General features: G+C 52.4%; 16 protein-coding genes. 8 read left to right on the forward strand and 8 right to left on the reverse strand.

What is annotated here, in order from left to right; translation table 11 throughout:
- Positions 1-31: 31 nt before the first annotated feature.
- Complete coding sequence (locus VFA09_23840; GenBank protein HZU70323.1) at positions 32-1096, reverse strand: maleylacetate reductase; 1065 nt, start codon at positions 1094-1096, stop codon at positions 32-34.
- Positions 1097-1236: 140 nt separating this feature from the next.
- Between VFA09_23840 and VFA09_23845 the strand changes: the two genes are divergently transcribed.
- Complete coding sequence (locus VFA09_23845; GenBank protein HZU70324.1) at positions 1237-2349, forward strand: DSD1 family PLP-dependent enzyme; 1113 nt, start codon at positions 1237-1239, stop codon at positions 2347-2349.
- A gap of 7 nt (positions 2350-2356) precedes the next feature.
- Here the strand turns inward: VFA09_23845 and VFA09_23850 are convergent, their stop codons facing one another.
- The gene (locus tag VFA09_23850; GenBank protein ID HZU70325.1) at positions 2357-3133 is read right to left on the reverse strand and encodes a hypothetical protein; all 777 of its coding nucleotides are present in this window, start codon (positions 3131-3133) and stop codon (positions 2357-2359) included.
- A 246-nt stretch (positions 3134-3379) separates the two neighbouring features.
- Here VFA09_23850 and VFA09_23855 point away from each other — a divergent pair, with 246 nt between their 5' ends.
- Both VFA09_23855 and VFA09_23860 read left to right on the forward strand, forming a co-directional pair.
- A complete protein-coding gene (locus VFA09_23855; protein HZU70326.1) occupies positions 3380-3880 on the forward strand; it encodes an OsmC family protein in 501 nt (166 codons plus the stop codon).
- 11 nt (positions 3881-3891) lie between these two features.
- On the forward strand, positions 3892-4734 hold the full coding sequence (locus VFA09_23860; protein ID HZU70327.1) for an SDR family NAD(P)-dependent oxidoreductase: 843 nt from the start codon (positions 3892-3894) through the stop codon (positions 4732-4734).
- Between the two features lie 10 nt (positions 4735-4744).
- On the opposite strand, the gene VFA09_23865 is transcribed toward VFA09_23860, so the two are convergent.
- From VFA09_23865 to VFA09_23875, 3 genes are all read right to left on the reverse strand, one after another.
- Entirely contained in the window at positions 4745-5428 is a 684-nt protein-coding gene (locus VFA09_23865) for a histidine phosphatase family protein (GenBank protein ID HZU70328.1), read from the reverse strand.
- 56 nt (positions 5429-5484) lie between these two features.
- Complete coding sequence (locus VFA09_23870; protein ID HZU70329.1) at positions 5485-7368, reverse strand: ABC transporter ATP-binding protein; 1884 nt, start codon at positions 7366-7368, stop codon at positions 5485-5487.
- Positions 7369-7524: 156 nt separating this feature from the next.
- Complete coding sequence (locus VFA09_23875; GenBank protein HZU70330.1) at positions 7525-8421, reverse strand: alpha/beta hydrolase; 897 nt, start codon at positions 8419-8421, stop codon at positions 7525-7527.
- 348 nt (positions 8422-8769) lie between these two features.
- Between VFA09_23875 and VFA09_23880 the strand changes: the two genes are divergently transcribed.
- The gene (locus VFA09_23880; protein ID HZU70331.1) at positions 8770-9375 is read left to right on the forward strand and encodes a CDP-alcohol phosphatidyltransferase family protein; all 606 of its coding nucleotides are present in this window, start codon (positions 8770-8772) and stop codon (positions 9373-9375) included.
- Positions 9376-9382: 7 nt separating this feature from the next.
- Here the strand turns inward: VFA09_23880 and VFA09_23885 are convergent, their stop codons facing one another.
- Positions 9383-9763 carry a response regulator gene (locus tag VFA09_23885; protein HZU70332.1) on the reverse strand — a complete coding sequence of 127 codons (381 nt, stop codon included), beginning with the start codon at positions 9761-9763 and terminating at the stop codon, positions 9383-9385.
- A gap of 366 nt (positions 9764-10129) precedes the next feature.
- Between VFA09_23885 and VFA09_23890 the strand changes: the two genes are divergently transcribed.
- The 4 genes from VFA09_23890 to VFA09_23905 all read left to right on the forward strand — a co-directional run bounded on the left by VFA09_23890 (position 10130) and on the right by VFA09_23905 (position 15903).
- Positions 10130-12697, forward strand: a complete 2568-nt coding sequence (locus VFA09_23890; protein ID HZU70333.1) for an NB-ARC domain-containing protein — start codon at positions 10130-10132, stop codon at positions 12695-12697.
- Positions 12698-12867: 170 nt separating this feature from the next.
- The gene (locus VFA09_23895) at positions 12868-13335 is read left to right on the forward strand and encodes a hypothetical protein (protein HZU70334.1); all 468 of its coding nucleotides are present in this window, start codon (positions 12868-12870) and stop codon (positions 13333-13335) included.
- Between the two features lie 408 nt (positions 13336-13743).
- A complete protein-coding gene (locus VFA09_23900) occupies positions 13744-15087 on the forward strand; it encodes an MFS transporter (GenBank protein HZU70335.1) in 1344 nt (447 codons plus the stop codon).
- Positions 15088-15123: 36 nt separating this feature from the next.
- Entirely contained in the window at positions 15124-15903 is a 780-nt protein-coding gene (locus VFA09_23905) for a class I SAM-dependent methyltransferase (protein HZU70336.1), read from the forward strand.
- A 14-nt stretch (positions 15904-15917) separates the two neighbouring features.
- On the opposite strand, the gene VFA09_23910 is transcribed toward VFA09_23905, so the two are convergent.
- Both VFA09_23910 and VFA09_23915 read right to left on the reverse strand, forming a co-directional pair.
- Positions 15918-16073 (reverse strand): hypothetical protein, encoded by a 156-nt coding sequence (locus VFA09_23910; GenBank protein HZU70337.1) that lies wholly within the window; start codon positions 16071-16073, stop codon positions 15918-15920.
- Positions 16074-16128: 55 nt separating this feature from the next.
- On the reverse strand, positions 16129-16836 hold the full coding sequence (locus VFA09_23915) for a dienelactone hydrolase family protein (protein ID HZU70338.1): 708 nt from the start codon (positions 16834-16836) through the stop codon (positions 16129-16131).
- Between the last annotated feature and the right edge of the window lie 305 nt (positions 16837-17141).

The following is a 17141-nucleotide window of genomic DNA, read 5'->3' on the forward strand; positions in this document are numbered from 1 at the left end:
CTTCCGCTCATTTGACTACTCCATGATATCATCACTCCAACTCAGGCCCTGAACCTCGATAAGCTGCCTGCAAAAGATGCTCTAAATCAGGTAGTGTGACCGGCTGTGGATTCCAGATAGGCGACTGCACCACCAACCCTGCAGCCTCTGCCACATCGCTCTCTGCCAACCCCAATTCAGCTAGAGAGCGCGGCGCATGTAAACGAGCGGCCAGGTCAAAGCTGCCTTTCACGGCATCTTCGACGGCTAAAGCGCGTGCCAGGCGAGTCATCGCTTCGGGCGCTGCTTTGGAGTTATACCAGATGACGTAGGGAAGCATGACCGCGTGGGTCTCGGCATGTGGCAGGCCAAAACTTCCCCCAAGTACGTGACAGATGCGATGGTGCAGTCCCGATCCTACAACCGCGAACACCGATCCGGCCAGGTAAGCGCCATAGAGCGCGAGATCATAGTTCTCATGATTACCTGGATTCTGGACGATGCCTGGAAGACCCTGCGCGAGGGCGCGACTCCCTTCTTCCGCCAGCAGACTGGTGATGGGACTGGCGAGCCGACCATACAGGGCCTCGACACAGTGAGCAAGAGCATTCATACCGCTGATCGCGGCCAGAAAAGGTGGCATGCTGTAAACAAGCTCAGGATCGTAGAGAACTGTCCGGGGCAGTACGCGCAGATCGCGCCCGGTTTGCTTGCGTCCTGCATCAGTCATGCCGTAAATGGGAGTCATTTCGGAGCCGGAAAAGGTTGTTGGAATAGCGATAATCGGCGCATCGAATTTCAGCGCAAGCCCCTTGCCGAGACCGGTTGCCGAACCCCCGCCTAATGTCACGATACAATCTGCATCGTTTTGGCGAGCAAAAGCCAGCCCTTTCTCAATCAAAGCAGTTGGGACGTGCTGAGCTACCTCGTTGAAGACCCCTGCCAGGCGATTTCCTAACTGTTTAGTCAACGCCGGTATCAGGCGAGCTGCCGAGCCGGTTACGATGAAGATAGCGCGCTGCTTATGCAGGCGGTCGATTTCTTCTGCCACTTGCGAGATAACTCCTCTGCCGAAGACAACTCTTCCGGGCAGCGACTCGTAGGTAAAAGATTCCATCTGCTCTGTCCTCTTATTCGCAGGTGATACAATGCTCTCAAGCACTGATTATATCACTCCAGGGTTCGGCATCTTATGCCAAAAAACTTTATGCCTGGATTGCAACGACTTAAACTTAAAGACGAAGGAGGAGGCGGCACATGTATCATCCGCAGGTGGGAGATACGGTGGATGCGCTCGATACACCCTCTATGATTGTTGACCTGACCTTGATGGAGGAGAATATCGCCAGGTTGATGGGAAAATTCCGGGGGAAAAAGGTAAGGGTCAGGCCGCATTTGAAAACGGTGAAAAGCCCTGAACTGGCACGCAAGTTGCTGGAGGCAGGAGCCATTGGTGGTTGCGTTGCCAAAGTCAGTGAGGCCGAAGTGATGGCCGCCGGCGGCATTGAAGATTTGCTGATCACCACCGAAATTGTGGGCAGGCCAAAGCTGGCGCGACTGGTAGAACTCGCCCGCCTGCATCCTAGCATCAAAGTAGTGGTGGACAGCGTGCCCGGCGCCTCACAATTGAACGAGGCGATGCAAGAGGCGCGATTGAATATCAATGTGCTGATCGACCTGAATGTCGGTCAAAACCGCTGTGGGGTATTGCCCGGCGAAGAGGCTCTCCAATTAGCGCATTACGTCGCTCAATTGAGCAATCTACACCTCATTGGAGTACAGGGATACGAGGGACATTTGCAGCATATCCATGATCCAGAGGAGCGCAGGCGGCTCTGCCTCCAATCGATGCAATTGCTTACCGGCACTGCTGAACAATTAAGGGCTGCCGGTTTTCGTATCGAAATTGTGACTACCGGAGGAACGGGAACTGCTGAAATATGCGCCAGCCGCGATGGCGTTACCGAGGTCCAGCCGGGTTCTTTCGTTTTCATGGATACTGATTACCGCAATGCCATCGGTCCCGTTTACTCCAACGCTCTCACTATTCTCTCGACAGTGATCAGCCGTCCAACTTCTAATAGAGCAGTGGTGGATGCCGGCCTCAAGTCGCTGTCGATTGATAGTGGTATGCCCGAACCCAGAGGCTTACCAGGCGTAATGTATCATCCAGGAGGAGATGAACACGGTATTCTGACCTGGAATAGTAACACCACTCCGGCCAATCAGCAACCACAGGTAGGCGACCGCATCGCCTTCATCCCCAGCCATATTGATACGACCATCAATCTGCACGACTATTATTATGCCTTTCGGGATGGCAGATTGGAAGCTATCTGGCCGGTCGCAGCGCGAGGGAAAGTACAATGAGCCTGCATTAATCCACGTTGGAGAGGAAAAGGAATTTTGCGTGGATAGTCTTTAACTTTTCCAGGTCGAATGGTAGCAGCAGATCGAAGCCCTCGCTCCGGCTTTCTCCGTGGTCCGCATTACTATGAGAGCCGGTAGCATACGCACCTGTTATTCTTGGCACTGGTGATGTTATGGCACCCACATTAGGTAGGGGGCCTGTATCGGACGGGAAAAATGTTCGGAATAGCAGCATGTGCTGGCGTGTATCGAAAAAAGCGCGTGCGGTAAAAGACGACCCGGTTGGAAACTTGAGCGTCAGAAACAGGTGACGGAAGAGAGAAATGGGATCATTTTCGGACAAGACTGCATTTTCCTGCAACAGCGCCTGCATCCTGCCGTTCAAGGACAGATCTTCTTCCGAGGCGAAGACGAAGAGATAGAGGCCCTGTATTGACTCCGCAGACTCACGTTTGATCTTCTGAAATTTCGCAATCCGGCTGGGAAGCGCAAGATCGTCTGCATCGATGGGATATCCCTGGTCGCGTTCAAAAGGATTGACCATGGCATATCTCCCTTTAATATAGGGAGCTGCGGAAATCGAGATGTTGAGCTTCCCCAGTCGACCAGCCTCCAACCGTATGCTGGACTTCAATCCGCCAAAAGCGCCGCCGTCCGAATAGCGAATCTGGGTGCGATTCCTTGTCATGTCGAATAACAAGAAATCTTCCTCAAGCTGTACGGTCTGAATAGTGCGCCAATACTGCTCCTTTTCACTGCTCTGCAACTTACCTTCATCTGACATGCGCGTTTTACTCCGCTCCAGGGGGATTTCAAAATGCTGTTCTGGTGTTTATTATACCAAAAAATATGAAGCGCGCGTGCCGTTCCTGCCATTTTCTGAAGTCACTCTAAGACTCTATGGATTCCCTTTGCAAGGCATCGAGTAGCGTTTTCAAGCCTTCCTGGAAGACCTGAGCCGTGCTACCAGCCATTTTCATCTGTTACAATAGGGTCAATGACGCTGTTTTCACATGAGAGGTAGGAAGTTATGGACCTTCGATCAATACAAAAACCCTTCAAAGAGAGATATCGTAGTGAGCCGGATAGCGCGCGAATAACGCTCAGAGCACAGGGCAGCCAGACGGAGACTCCCATTGCCTGTTCAGTCGATATCGGGCGGGCGCTCTATCAAGCCCAGGCTCATAGCGGAGTGGGAGGAGCGGGCACTGCCGCTTGTTCAGGCGATCTGCTTCTGGGAGCCCTTGCCGCCTGCGCACAGATCACCTGCCAGATGGTTGCTACAGCGATGGGGATAGCAACGAATCGCATTGAAGTGAATGTAGAAGGAGACCTGGACCTTCGCGGTACTCTTGGCATCTCGAAAGAGGCGCCGGTTGGTTTTGAGACAATCCGTGTTCGCTTTGAGATTGACGCGCCTCAGGCAACGGCGGAGCAACTGCAGGCGTTACGCGAGAAGACCGAGCAATATTGTGTGGTGATGCAGACACTAACCAAACCACCAAAAATCGAAGTGGATTGGCCTCAGTAGGAGGGGATTATATGCCTATTCGTTTTGATGACCAGGTGGCCATTGTTACCGGCAGCGGGCGAGGCCTGGGTAAAGCCTATGTCACGTTGCTTGCCGGGCGAGGTGCCAGTGTTGTGGTGCATGATGCAGGAGTTGCGCTGGATGGGGCAGGCTCTGATCCCGGTATTGCGGACGCCGTGGTACAGGAGATTACCGCTGCGGGTGGAAAGGCCGTACCGTGTTATGAAAATATTGAAACGCTGGATGGCTGCCAGCGTTTGATCGATACAGCGCTCAGTCATTTTGGACGCCTGAATATTCTGATTCATAATGCCGGGTGGATCTCCTTTACACCGTTGGAGGAGATGACGCCCGAGTTGTTGCAGCGCATCCTCAACATTCAGGTGATCGCGCCATTTTTGCTATCGCAAACCGCTTTTCCCATCATGCAGCGCCAGCATTATGGACGTATCATTTTTACAACATCAGGCAGAGCCATGTTCATGGAGGATGCCTTGCCTGATCTCAGCGGTTATGCCATTGGCAAAATGGCGCAGCTGGGCTTGATGAATTCGCTGGCGGTAGCAGGTGAAGCGTATGGAATCCACGTGAACGCGATCTCACCCGTAGCCGCCACGCGCATGTTTAGCCGTTCTGTCGCGCCTGGAACTTTGCGGCCAGAACAGGTCGCGCCAGGAGTAGCATTCCTCGCCTCTTCCCAATGCGATTTCTCAGGCGTTATTTTGCAGGCCGGCAATGGGCATTTCGCCATTGCAAGCTGGCAGCGAAGCGCAGGGGTTGATTTTGGTGAAGCGGATATTACGGCGGAAGATATTGCTGAGCGGTGGAATAAAATTATGGGAAAGGCGTTGTGATTTCGTTTCCCTACCCATACTGCTCCCCATCCACCTGCTCTTCATTTTTCGGTTGTTGGGGCTGGAATGTGGATGGCTGCAACCAGAACGGTTGAGGTGCCCAGCCCATTGCGTGTATGCGCGGGCGATGGTTGGTTTGGAGTTCAATGATGCTCACAGAAGCATTTTCGATCACTAGTCTACGTGCCAGCCTGACTTCCAGCCCTTCGTAGTGAGCAATAAGCAATTTTATCACATCGGAATGTGTGACGAAGGCAGGGCAGGAGCCGGTTGATTCTTGTCGCAGCCAGTGTTCTACCGCCGCCACCGCACGATGCTCGACGTCGGGGAATGTCTCTACACCCTCCGGCCCCACCAGTGGATTGCGTAAAAAGGCCTGCCAGACCGGGTCATGTTGCGTGAGTTCATCGCGGTTCTGTCCCGTCCACCGCCCTAGCTCAATATCCATCAGCCCTGGCTCGTGTTGAATGACCAGGTCGCGTCCCTCCGCAATGAATCGAGCCGTCTCAAGTGCGCGTTCCAATGGGCTGCTGATAATAGCGGTCAATGGGACGGATTTTAATGCTTCTGCCAGGCATTTTGCCTGTTCGCGGCCAGCATCAGTCAATTCGACGCCGGGAAGTTGACCGGGAAGCCTATGTTCGACATTCCAGGTTGTTTGTCCATGCCGGATAAGAAATAGCCAGTGTCTCATGCCCATTGATACTCCTCGCCCCTATTGTACCACCTATGAGGAATAGCCCTGAAAATTTACCGATAAGCCTCGGCTTGCAGGTTGAACAATTCGGCATAGTGCCTGTCTAGCGTCATCAGCTCTTCATGCGAGCCGCTCTCGATAATGTGTCCATTTTCCAGTACGAAGATGCGATCCGCCAGCCGGACTGTGCTGAAACGGTGGCTGATGAAGATGGCCGTCTTGCCTCCGGTCAGCGTGCGAAAGTGCGTGAATACCTCGTATTCTGCCCGCGCATCGAGAGAACTGGTTGGCTCATCCAGGATCAAAATGCCGGCATCGCGCATAAAAGCCCGCGCCAATGCAACTTTTTGCCATTCACCGCCACTTAGCTGCGTTCCCTTATTGAACCAGCGGCCTAGCATTGTATCATAGCCATCCGGCAGGCGCTCGATCACATTGTCGGCCCCGCTCTTACGTGCCGCGCTGCTGACCAGGTCTTGATTCTCGATGTCGTTGATGCGTCCCACGCCTATATTCTCGCGTGCGGTCAGGAAGTAGGTCACGTAATCCTGAAAGATAACACCTACCTGCTCGCGCAGCTCTTGCAGGTCGTATTCTTTGATATTGCGGCCGCCGATCAGGATTTCGCCCTCGTCAGGGTCATAGAGGCGTGTCAGCAACTTGACGATGGTCGTCTTCCCCGCGCCATTGCGTCCCACAAGCGCGATAGCCTCACCTGCATGGATTGCGAAGCTCACATTCTTCAGGGCGGCTTGCGTCTCCGGGTCTTTGCCTGGGTAAGTAAAGCTGACATTGCGAAATTCGATGTCCAATCCTCTATTGCCAGCGGGCATCTCGAGTGGCCGCGGTCGAGGTGGCGAGACAATTTCGGGCTTATATGCAAGGAACTCGAAAAGCATGTTTATGTACAGATTGTTCTCGTAGGTAGAAGATATACCTCCAAGCAAACCCTGGAAACTTTGTCCAGCCTGTACTGCCGCCTGAGTAAATCGCGATAAACTGCCCAACGAAATGCGGCCCAGGCTCAATACGACCTGTAAAGCGACATACAGGTAGATGGCGCTGTTCGCTACTGCCGTCAGGGCCGTCCAGATGAAATTCACCAGGTAGCGGCGCACCAGTATCTCTTTGTCCTCCTCGTATAATTTGTCTGCCAGGCGCTTGAACTGCCGGATGAAATACCCTCCAAGCGTGAAGAGCTTGACCTCCTTATTGTAGGTATCGGTTGTCATCAAGCGGTTAAAATAGTCCATCACGCGGCGCTCCGGTGATTGCCAGCGTCTCCGCTGGAAGCCGCGCCAGCCATAATGGATACTGGAGAAGAAAGCAGGGATGGGTATCACCAGTGCCACAATTGCCAGCCACCAGGAAAGTTGCAGCAAAAGGAAGATCATCGAGAACATCGTCACTGTTGTTTGAAAGAGGCCGAAGGTCTGTGAGATCATCGTAACAGGCTGGTAGGTCGATTGATCCGCCGCCTGCCGCATTTTGTCATAGAATTCTGGATTCTCAAAAAAAGCCAGGTCAAGCGTGTTAGACTTTTCCAGAATCAGCAACTGGACGCGGTTTGAGACTTTTTCCTGCAGGAGTTGCTGTACGATATTGCTCAGCGTACTCAACAGGTTGCTAAAGAGCAGAACCGCCAGTTGTAGGCCGATGGGGAACCAGATCGGATTTGGGCTGTGCAATCGAATACCCGCTACGACGCTATCAATAACCAATCCTGTAATCCAGACGCTCAGGGCCGGGGTAAACCCTTGCAGCAGGCTCAAGATGCCCAGTAGTAGCGTGAAAAGCGCGCTGGTAGACCAGACGAGGCGCATCACCCGGGGCAGACTGGCAAATGCCCCGGAGATTTGTTTGATGCTGAACTTCTCTTTTTGCTCGCTTTCTGCTCGCGCCCTGGCGCCTGGATGTATGGGTATGTTTTGACGCATAGATGCTCCTGCCTTCCTGTTCTGTCAGAACCTTCTGAGTGTACCGCTCTATTATGGACAGCACACCAGTCATTTGACCAGTTTTTAAACAGGTAAAATGGACAGGAGAAATTCTTGCCGCGGCGAGAAAACTTCTATTCCCTACCAGTAGGGGCATCATTGTATGTGCATGCGCACAAATTTGCCAATGTGGTCAATTGACCGTTTGGCCTCTGGGAGCAGCCAACCCCAGGCCTGCCAGGTATGAAACATCCCATCCCAGACTTCTAAGGTCACATCGACTCCTGCTGCGCGAGCGCGTTCAGCAAGCCGCGTCGCATCATCATAGAGAACTTCGTCAGTTCCCACCTGTATCAGTAATGGTGGCAGACCATGTAAATCGGCGTACAGAGGTGAAGCGAGAGGTGTCAGAGGATCAGCTTTCCCAAGATATGCCTCGACTGCATAGGGCATCAGGTTTGCCTGTACCATTACATCCACTCTGGCCTTCGTCTTTATCGACTCGCCTGCCAGAGCCAGGTCTACAAATGGCGAGAGGCAAATAGCCGCGGCAGGCATCGGTAGGCCCGTATCTCGCGCGGCTAAGAGTAGTGCAACGGTCAAACCACCGCCGGCGGAGTCTCCTGCAACAGCCACGTGACGGTGCGAGATTCCCCGCGCCAACAGCCAGCGATATGCGCACATGGCATCTTCTAATGCGGCCGGAAAAGGATATTCGGGGGCCAGGCGATAATCGAACAGCAAAACGCGCGCGTGCGATACTCGCGACAGGTCGACGGCCAGTGAGCGATGTGTATTGACAGAACCAAGGACGAAAGCGCCGCCATGCAGGTACAGGATCACGTGTTCTTGTATTGCTCCGGAGACCGTGACCCACTCAGCACGCATCTCTTCTATCTTGCATGGCTCATATTTGGCAAGTCGCTTTTTAGGAACATGTGCTACTCTGGCCTCAAGTGCTGCCCGCTCCTTCTGGATTGAAGTAGGTTTGCGCCCGTAGCGTTGTATAGAACGGAGGACAAATTTGATAGCATGGCTTTGCCAGCTCGCCATGGAACATCTCTTTCTAGTTTTTAAAGGACATCAATACATCTCTTGCTCTGCTTTTTACCTCTAGCATGGCTACATACCCTGATCATCTTTGGCAACCGAATCGGGTAATATCCCTCGCCCTATAGGCCTTCACGATTTGGCTTAGTGAAAGCCGCTCAGGAATAATTATGATATTCAATATATCATATTATACCTTTTTTTGCTCGACAAACATCTAGATTGGCTTCCTATTCTACTTATTTTTAATAATTGCGAGAGGAGCTTGCTGAGGTGATATATACTGATTTCTGCCGCGCGTATGGGATACAATAGAGGGAGTATGATACATCCCTTGTAAGGAAAGCGCGCATGAAGAAACTTCCGTTGGAGAGTATTTATAGCGATGTCGAAGAATGGTTCCTGGGTCCGTGGCAAAAAATACGCCAGCGACTCCTTACCCCTATCGCAATTGTCCTCTTACGCCTGGGAATAAGCGCGGATATGCTCTCTTTCGCGTCTGTTTTCTTTGGCCTCGGTTTTTTTCTCCTTGCCCCATTTCAATTTGAGATCGCTTTCTGGCTGTTGATTGCCTCTGTCATTTGTGATGGGCTGGATGGCGTTGAGGCCAGGATGAAAGGCGCAACAACGATGCGTGGCGCAGTTACTGATATGTTCTGCGATCAACTGGTAGTCGCGCTCAGCGTCGCAGGGATGGCCTGGAAAGGGCTTGTGCATCCTGTGCTGGCGATCATCTTTGTCTATATCTATACTGCCCTTGTCATTTTCCTACTCTTGCATCGTCTCCTGGCAATCTCTTCTTTCGGTATCGTGCGGCCCAGCCGCTTCTTGCTTTATGCTGCGATAGCCCTCTATTTTTTCTTTCACATCGACGTGCTGAACTATTTGCTGGTCTTTTATCTCCTGGCATTACCTCTACTGGGTATCAGTTTCTGGAGAATAAGGCGCGCTTTATGAGTACCGGCTATACGTTTACTCTGGAAGTAACTTTATCGACGAGGGAAAGAAGCGTCCGCATGCTGAAAGGTTTCTGCATGATCGGCACAACAGGATAACGTTGCCTGATCGGGGTAAGGGTTGTTTCTTCAGCAGCTGAAATCAAGATCGTGGGTATCAATTGTGAGCGTTGCGCCTGCAAGACCTCGATAATATCGATGCCCGAAAGGTGATCCAGGAAGAGATCAACAATTACTACATCATACGGTGGCTCGCGTCGGGCGACGTGCAGAGCATAGAGAAAAGATGATGAGTTACTAAACGTCTCGCTGCTATGCCCATGCAGCTTCAGTGCCGCTTCGATCATTGCCAGAACCGACGGGTTGTCATCGACAATACCTATGTGCATAGTCCCATGCCCTCTCACTACGTAACCTGCATCAGTAAAACATCTTGTTGGTAAAGATTGCCGCAACAGGCAGCTATTTCGACACTGACTATCATATCGAACATAGTGCTTCCCCCTACCTGCTTTGGCATTCTTCACCGCCGGCAGTATATAGGCAATAGTAGAGAAGGAGAAGACGAAAGATGATTCAAAAATGATTCAAAAATGATGAAAACATGCCAAATTCTCCCAAAGGGTCTGGACGGATGATTTATAATGCTACCGGTAACCAGATTGATAAAGAGAAACAAACACGCCCACTAAAATATAGCTGTAGGGACAGTATCTTGTGCCTGTCCCGGCGCCCCAACGAGGAGAAGGATATATATGGCTACCAGAGAAGGCGCTCAGCGGTCCACTCATCTGAGTCTCTTTCGAGAGAAGGTGAACTCTGCCCGGCGCAGGGCCGGGCGATTGCAAAAGGAGCTGGCCGGAGCGCTAGGAATTGATGCAGAGGTACTCAGTCGCAAACTACATGGTCAACAGAACACCTTTCCAACGCATAGAGAAGTGAAGCAAATCGTCAAGGAACTGGCGGCCTGGGATGCTATTACCACCCAAAGCGAGGCTATTGAGCTTCTTTCTTTGATGGGCTTGAAAAGGGAGAGTTTCTCAGAGGAGGAATGGAACTCCGCTCCACTGAATCGCCTGGAGTCAGTCCCTCAAGACAATAGAGCCAGTTCTATTGCTCCTTCGCCTTCACCGGTACAATTGGCAAATCTTCCATTACCCGTACCGTCTACTTCGTTTATTGGACGGATGCATGACGTGGAATTGTTGCTTGACCGGTTACGACAGCCTTCGGTGCGTCTCCTGACGTTGTTTGGGACTGGGGGCGTTGGTAAGACGCGCCTGGCGTTGGAGGTAGCGCATGCTGTACAACAAGAGTTTGCCGGTGGCGCGTTTTTTGTGTACCTGGCGACTATCAGCGATATTGCTCTTGTTCCTTCAACCATTGCGCAGGCGCTGCGCCTGGCAGAGCCGATTGCCGGAGGTGATTCAGGCAGGCAGAGTACCGCATCGCATACGGATATGCTCAAAAATTTCTTGCGTGAAAAAGAATGCTTGCTTGTGCTGGATAATGTAGAGCAAATACCGAATATTGGGCTTTTCATTGGCGACCTGCTGGGTGCCGCCGCGAGGCTGAAGATCATAGCCACCAGCCGTGCTGTCCTGCACCTGTATGGAGAGTATGAATTCGACGTTCCACCTCTCGAGGTCTGCACACCTGGGCAAGCAGTAGATATTGACTACCTCTCCCACCTTCCTGCAACTCGCCTCTTTGTTGAACGCGCGCAGGCAGTCAATTCCGCATTCCAGATAACCGAAAACAATGCGGCTATGATTGCCGATATTTGCGCGCGCCTGGATGGCCTACCTCTAGCAATCGAGCTGGCCGCCGCGCGCACCAAAGTGCTATCGCTACCTGCAATCTGGCAGCGCCTGGTAGATAGTAGGGGAGGGCGCCTGGCATTCCTGCACGCTACTACTTACAACACGCTCCAGCGGCATCAGACTTTGCAGGAAACTCTGGATTGGAGCTATGACCTGCTGAACGAGCGACAACAGCGATTATTTCGTCGCCTGGCGGTTTTTCTCGGCGGCTGGTCATTGCATGCTGCTCTGGCTATTGCCGTGAGCGATAACGAAAAAACTACCCTCGATGATGCGCTCCTGCAGATGGAAGCCTTGATCGACCACAGCATTGTGAAGCGCGCGCTGCCTGAATCAATGGCTTCTCCTCTCGCCTCGCCGGACCAATTCGCAGAAATATTTGAGGAGGCGAATCCTGAGCCGCGCTTCTATTTTTTAGAAACCATCCGCGAATATGCGCTGAAACAACTGGCCGCCAGTGGCGAACTGGAAGAAATGCAGCGCTCGCACGCCACCTACTATCTGGCATTAGCGGAACGTGTTGAACCGGGTCTGTACAGTAACAAGCAGGCTATCGCCGTATCCATATTGGCTCGCGAGCAGGATAACTTGCGTGCAGCATTAACATGGGCTATTGAACGAAATGAGGCTGAAATTGCGCAGCGCTTGTGTGGTGCGCTGGGAATGTTCTGGGAGGCCCGCACGCAATTTCAGGAGGCCCATCACTGGATTGATAGCGCGCTGCAGATGACGCGGGAGACTTCGCCTGCCATACGTGCCAAATTGTTGATGGCGGCTTCGCGCATCGCTTTGTGGGAGATAGAATGCCAGCGTTCGAGAGAACTGGCCCGGCAAGCTCTGGCGCTCTATGAAATCGTGGATGACGTTGTTGGAAAAACCGGAGCAATTTTCCAGATAGGTGATACCTGGCATATGCAAGGGGAATATGCGCTGGCCACCCGGTACTTTCAAGAAAGCCTGGAGCCTCAACGCCAGCAGGAAAACTGGCGCGGCTATGCCTTTACGCTCAGCAGACTGGGAGCGATGGCAATCCTCCAGGGCAATTTTCAACAGGCGTGGACATGGCTGAGCGAGGCTGTGATTCTACAGCGTGAGTATAGCGAGCCGGGTCTGCTCAATGTAACGCTTGTGTACCTGGGTGTGCTGGCGCTGATCCAGGGTGACTTACAACAGAGCCTCAACTACCTGCGCGAAGGCTTATTGTTGGCCCAGCAGACCGGCAATCGTTACATGCTCGGTATCGATTTGATTGCATTTGGCTGTTTGCTAGGGACAATCCAGGGGCCATACTTCGCTGCTCGAGTGTGCAGCGGCGCTGAAGCGGTGCTGGAGAGTTTGAATACCGCGCTGCCTGCCGCATATCGCCCGCTCTATATTGCCTATATCAGCGGTATCAAGTCACAGATCGATGAGACTACATGGGAAACATGGTGGGCCGAGGGCAAACGGCTCTCTCAAGAAGAGATCAGTAGGATTGCGCTCGATGCAAATTTGCCATAATGCTTTCGGATTGACATGGTGGCGAGATATGCTCGCTGAGCGCAATTTCACAACCATTTTTTAACCTCGAACGTGTAAGAAATATTGAAATTGATCGTTCATGTGTTTCTCGGGTAGGGACAGTGCCGGGCGCCTGTCCTCTCAGCACTCAAGATTGGAGGTTACTGGTTTTGAACGATAGCAATAGGCAAAGTAAAGACGAGCAGCTGGATGTATCCCCACAGCAGGAGTTTCCGGGAGATTCTTATCCTCACAAGTATGTGCATAGTGTATTCGTAAACGAGCAAGATGCTACGCAAGCGATTCAAGCATTAAGGGCGGCTGGTTACACTCCAGACGATATCCACTTCATGGCCGGCCAGGACTTCGTGCAGGCAGCTGCGCAGGGTGACCGGCAGGAGAATAATCTCTCCCAATCGCTCTTTCACTTCATCTCATCATTGCAATATGATGTTACTGATGCGTATCTGAAGGAGGCGCGCCGGGGACACTATATTCTCTCCGTGCGAATTTCCAGGCACGATCAGATAGCCGAGGTGCGTGATATTCTGGCTCTTCATCATGGGGAGCTCTTGCAATATGTCGACGCCTGGACACGGGCTGACCTCTCAGATTCATCGAGTCATGGAGATTGGTAGGTTTCTTAGCCTAAAGGTAGATGCCTGGCACCTGCAAGGGGTGCCAGGTTGTTTATTATTAGAACAAGATCAGGAATGGGATCATTTTTTCAGAAGCATACCACTTCCATCGCTTCTAGAGACATGATATAGTTGAGAACGTCCTGGCTATTTCTGAATTTCATCCATCATGGGTAGGCAGTGGTTGAGCCATCGGAAACGGGATGAGATAAAAGTAGTACTTTTATCTCGACGACAGTAGCAGACGCGAGGCCATAAAATCCCTTGTAGCCTCACTTCCCGGAAGATTCATGTTGCTCATGGTAGTCCTGGTATATGGTGTAATAAAATTCGCGTCGATAAGGTGAGTATGACGTGTTCGTTGCCGGAGAAAATACTGAGTATTCCTCTAGAGGATGGTGTTAGCGAGTGAAAGCTATTCGACTCTCTGTTCGTAAACAATTAACTTTAAACATACTATGGTTTGGTCTGAATGCACAAACGGCGGCTCTGTTGCCCATAGTTATTCCGACCCAGATTGTACTCTTTATCTCCTCAAGCCAGGTAGGAAGTGCCCAGCAAGTATTATTCCTCAGCTGGCTCATGGGAGGAGCGGCGGTCATCTCGTTATTTATGCCGCCCGCCATCGGAACGCTTTCCGATCGCACTCGCGGCGGCTTTGGACGGCGCCGTCCCTATATCGCTGTGGGCGGCCTGCTTTTACTGATGAGTACCCCCCTGCTGGTGAACTCCGGCAGCATTATCATTTTTCTGATAGGTCTTAGCCTGCTGCTGATAGGGAAGAATGTGCTACAGCCTGCCTATCAAAGCCTGGTGCCCGATCATGTTTCAGAGAACCAGCGCGGTGAGACGGCAGGGTATGTCGGCGGTATGACGATCCTGGGCAATGTGGTAGGTCTTGGCCTGGCAGCCTGGCTGCTTGGCGGGGTCAGCCAGCATGCCTATAGCGCCAGCCTGGTTCGTACCAATGCTGGCATTTATTATGTGGTAACTGCCGTCCTGGTGCTGGTGGGTCTGTTAATAACCGTGTTTGGCGTGCGTGAAATCCCCCTGCTTGTGCATAAACATGAAACGACCACAGGCCAGCAGGAGCTTACATGCGCGAGCCGGCAGGAGTGGATGCGCAGGTTCGCTCACCATTTCGTCCATGATTGGATTGAGCCCTGGCACGACTTCAATTTCACCATGGTCTTCCTGACACGAGCCTCTTTGATGTTGGGGTTGGCGCTGTTCATGACCTATATCGAGTACTATTTCGCCCGCGTACAGCATGTCGCCAATTTCGTGCAGGTGACAGGCATTGTAGCGATGCTGGCTCTGGGGGGCGCGGTAGTGAGCGGGGTGATCGCGGGCTTCCTCTCAGATCGCATCAAGCGACGCGCCCCGGTTGTATGTGTCGCGACACTGCTCATGGCTATCGCAGCCCTCTCGTTTGTGATTTTCCCGGATACACTGATGGCGTATCTCTTTCCATTAGGCATCTTCTTCGGCCTTGGCTACGGGGCCTATTCAAGCGTTGACTGGGCATTGTCCATCGATGTGTTGCCGAATATGGAGAAAGCCGGCAAGGACCTGGGGGTATGGAGCGCTTCAGGAACGCTGCCAGGAGTGGCCGCGCCTATCATCGGCAGTATGATTATTAGCATAGCCGCCGGATCGGGTAACACAGGGCTGGGCTACCAGCTCGTCTTTGGCGCGGCGACGCTCTTCTTCGTGCTTGCCGCGGTTGGTATTCTCTTCGTGAAGAAATAAATGCTATGGCGCGTAGATGCATCAGGATGCACAAGTATGGACGACAGTACAGAATCGGATAATCCGCTAACGGATCATGCGCATAAGAACAGGTTGCTGTGGGAGGCAAACAGCGATAGCTACGATCAAGCACACGAGGAAGCCCTTTCAGGGAGCAATGCCATGTCCTGGGGCTTGTGGCGGATTCCTGAAGCTGAATTACACGTGCTGGGTGAAGTTGCCGGTAAGGATATATTAGAGTTTGGCTGTGGCGGGGCGCGCTGGTCGATTGCCCTCGCTAAATGCGGAGCACGGCCGGTTGGCCTCGACCTCTCCCCGCGGCAACTCCACCATGCGCGCCTTCATATGGCAGAGGAGGGCGTTGACTTCCCACTGGTCGAGTCCAGCGCTGAGGATGTGCCGCTGCCAGACGCCAGTTTCGATATCGTTTTCTGTGATTGGGGCGCGATGACTTTCTGCGATCCACAGCGCACAGTTCCCGAGGCGACTCGTTTGCTCCGGCGGGGAGGGCTCTTCGTCTTCTCTAATGCTGCCCCAATCCAGTCCATTTGCCACAACATGACGACCGATAAGACTGAGCAAGCTCTCATCAATGACTACTTCGGCATGACCCGCCTGGAATGGGAAGACGAGGTGAATTTTCAATTACCCTACGGTGAGTGGATTCGCCTCTTCCGTCGCTGCGGTTTCGTGATTGAGGATCTGATCGAAACACGGCCACCGCGGGGAGCAACTACCGCCTATCGCTCTGAGGAAGAGAATGAGTGGGCGAGACACTGGCCCATGGAAAATATCTGGAAACTGCGCAAAGTGTGAAACCAGTTCGTCATTTATAAGGCGGCGTAAATATCTACTAAATGCCCATCACTTCCGTAATCTATAGAGATAGCTAGCGCTATCACCGGAGCCTGTTGATCGAGAATAATCAAACAGGAATAGCCCCATAAAAATTCTTCAAGAAAGGCGAAATACGATGTGTGAGGCATGCGGGCAGCCGCTTTGTGAGAACTGCGGTGGTTGTCACAACGAAGGCTGTGGAAACTATGTCGAACCAGGTCCTGAATGCGAGGCCACGGACGGCGAAGCTGAAAAATGATCCGTAAACCAATCTCTGGCCAGCTCGGCCGCTCTCTCCAGTGTGCCTGGTTCCTCAAACAGGTGTGATGCGCCTGGAATAATTTCCAGGCGCTTTTCGCATTGCAACAGCGAATATGCCAGGCGATTCAACTCTATCACCTGCGTGTCTTTTGATCCAACGAGCAGCAAGGTCGGCGCTCGCACCTCAGATAGAGCTGAACTGGCGAGATCTGGCCTGCCGCCTCTTGAGACAACAGCGCCAATTTCAAAAGTGTGTTCCGCAGCCGCTACCAGCGCAGCTGCCGCCCCCGTGCTGGCGCCAAAGTAGCCGATCTTGAGGTTTTTGATGCCGGGTTGTAGCAAGAGCCAGTTTGTCGCGCCAACAACGCGCCTGCTGAGCAACTGGATATCGAAACGTAAGTGGCCGGTATAACGATCCTCTTGTTCTTCATTGGCTGTGAGCAGATCCATTAAGAACGTAGCCAGTCCGGCCTGATACAATTGCTGAGCAACAAACTGATTGCGCGGGCTAAATCTGCTGCTTCCACTCCCATGCACGAATACTACGACGCCGCGTGGATTGTCCGGTATATTGAGGTTGCCTTCAAGCGTAATCTGTCCTTCAAGAGGCACCTGGTATGTTCTTGTGTTCCACTCCTGTATTGTGCCCATAGCTGACTCCCTGTCTTTTTCGCTGATGAAACTTGTAGGTAGCACGCGTGAAATAGAAAAAATGTGACACGCGTCTTGAGATACAGAAGGATGCCTGTCCCTTTTTTCAGTCTATCTTGTGATGAGATTGTGATATGATGGCCGTTTCCGTGATGCAAATGTGAATGCTTTTCCCTTATAATAAATCACAAGCATGAAGCTGGCAAGCTGTTACATTCTAGGGCGTTCTCCCTCGTCCAGACCTGGAAGCGCCCATATTACGTTGTCAGGAGCAAAAGAGGCCCGGCAAGAAAGTCTCTGAGCGG

It is taken from the genome of Ktedonobacteraceae bacterium (assembly GCA_035653615.1).
In the GTDB taxonomy this organism is placed as follows: Bacteria; Chloroflexota; Ktedonobacteria; order Ktedonobacterales; family Ktedonobacteraceae; genus DASRBN01.

Bases quoted from the DNA above. Each gene is read 5' to 3' on its own strand.
- VFA09_23840 (HZU70323.1), bottom strand. From the start codon at position 1,096: ATGGAATCTTTTACCTACGAGTCGCTGCCCGGAAGAGTTGTCTTCGGC.
- VFA09_23845 (HZU70324.1), top strand. From the start codon at position 1,237: ATGTATCATCCGCAGGTGGGAGATACGGTGGATGCGCTCGATACACCC.
- VFA09_23850 (HZU70325.1), bottom strand. From the start codon at position 3,133: ATGTCAGATGAAGGTAAGTTGCAGAGCAGTGAAAAGGAGCAGTATTGG.
- VFA09_23855 (HZU70326.1), top strand. From the start codon at position 3,380: ATGGACCTTCGATCAATACAAAAACCCTTCAAAGAGAGATATCGTAGT.
- VFA09_23860 (HZU70327.1), top strand. From the start codon at position 3,892: ATGCCTATTCGTTTTGATGACCAGGTGGCCATTGTTACCGGCAGCGGG.
- VFA09_23865 (HZU70328.1), bottom strand. From the start codon at position 5,428: ATGAGACACTGGCTATTTCTTATCCGGCATGGACAAACAACCTGGAAT.
- VFA09_23870 (HZU70329.1), bottom strand. From the start codon at position 7,368: ATGCGTCAAAACATACCCATACATCCAGGCGCCAGGGCGCGAGCAGAA.
- VFA09_23875 (HZU70330.1), bottom strand. From the start codon at position 8,421: ATGGCGAGCTGGCAAAGCCATGCTATCAAATTTGTCCTCCGTTCTATA.
- VFA09_23880 (HZU70331.1), top strand. From the start codon at position 8,770: ATGAAGAAACTTCCGTTGGAGAGTATTTATAGCGATGTCGAAGAATGG.
- VFA09_23885 (HZU70332.1), bottom strand. From the start codon at position 9,763: ATGCACATAGGTATTGTCGATGACAACCCGTCGGTTCTGGCAATGATC.
- VFA09_23890 (HZU70333.1), top strand. From the start codon at position 10,130: ATGGCTACCAGAGAAGGCGCTCAGCGGTCCACTCATCTGAGTCTCTTT.
- VFA09_23905 (HZU70336.1), top strand. From the start codon at position 15,124: ATGGACGACAGTACAGAATCGGATAATCCGCTAACGGATCATGCGCAT.
- VFA09_23910 (HZU70337.1), bottom strand. From the start codon at position 16,073: ATGCCTCACACATCGTATTTCGCCTTTCTTGAAGAATTTTTATGGGGC.
- VFA09_23915 (HZU70338.1), bottom strand. From the start codon at position 16,836: ATGGGCACAATACAGGAGTGGAACACAAGAACATACCAGGTGCCTCTT.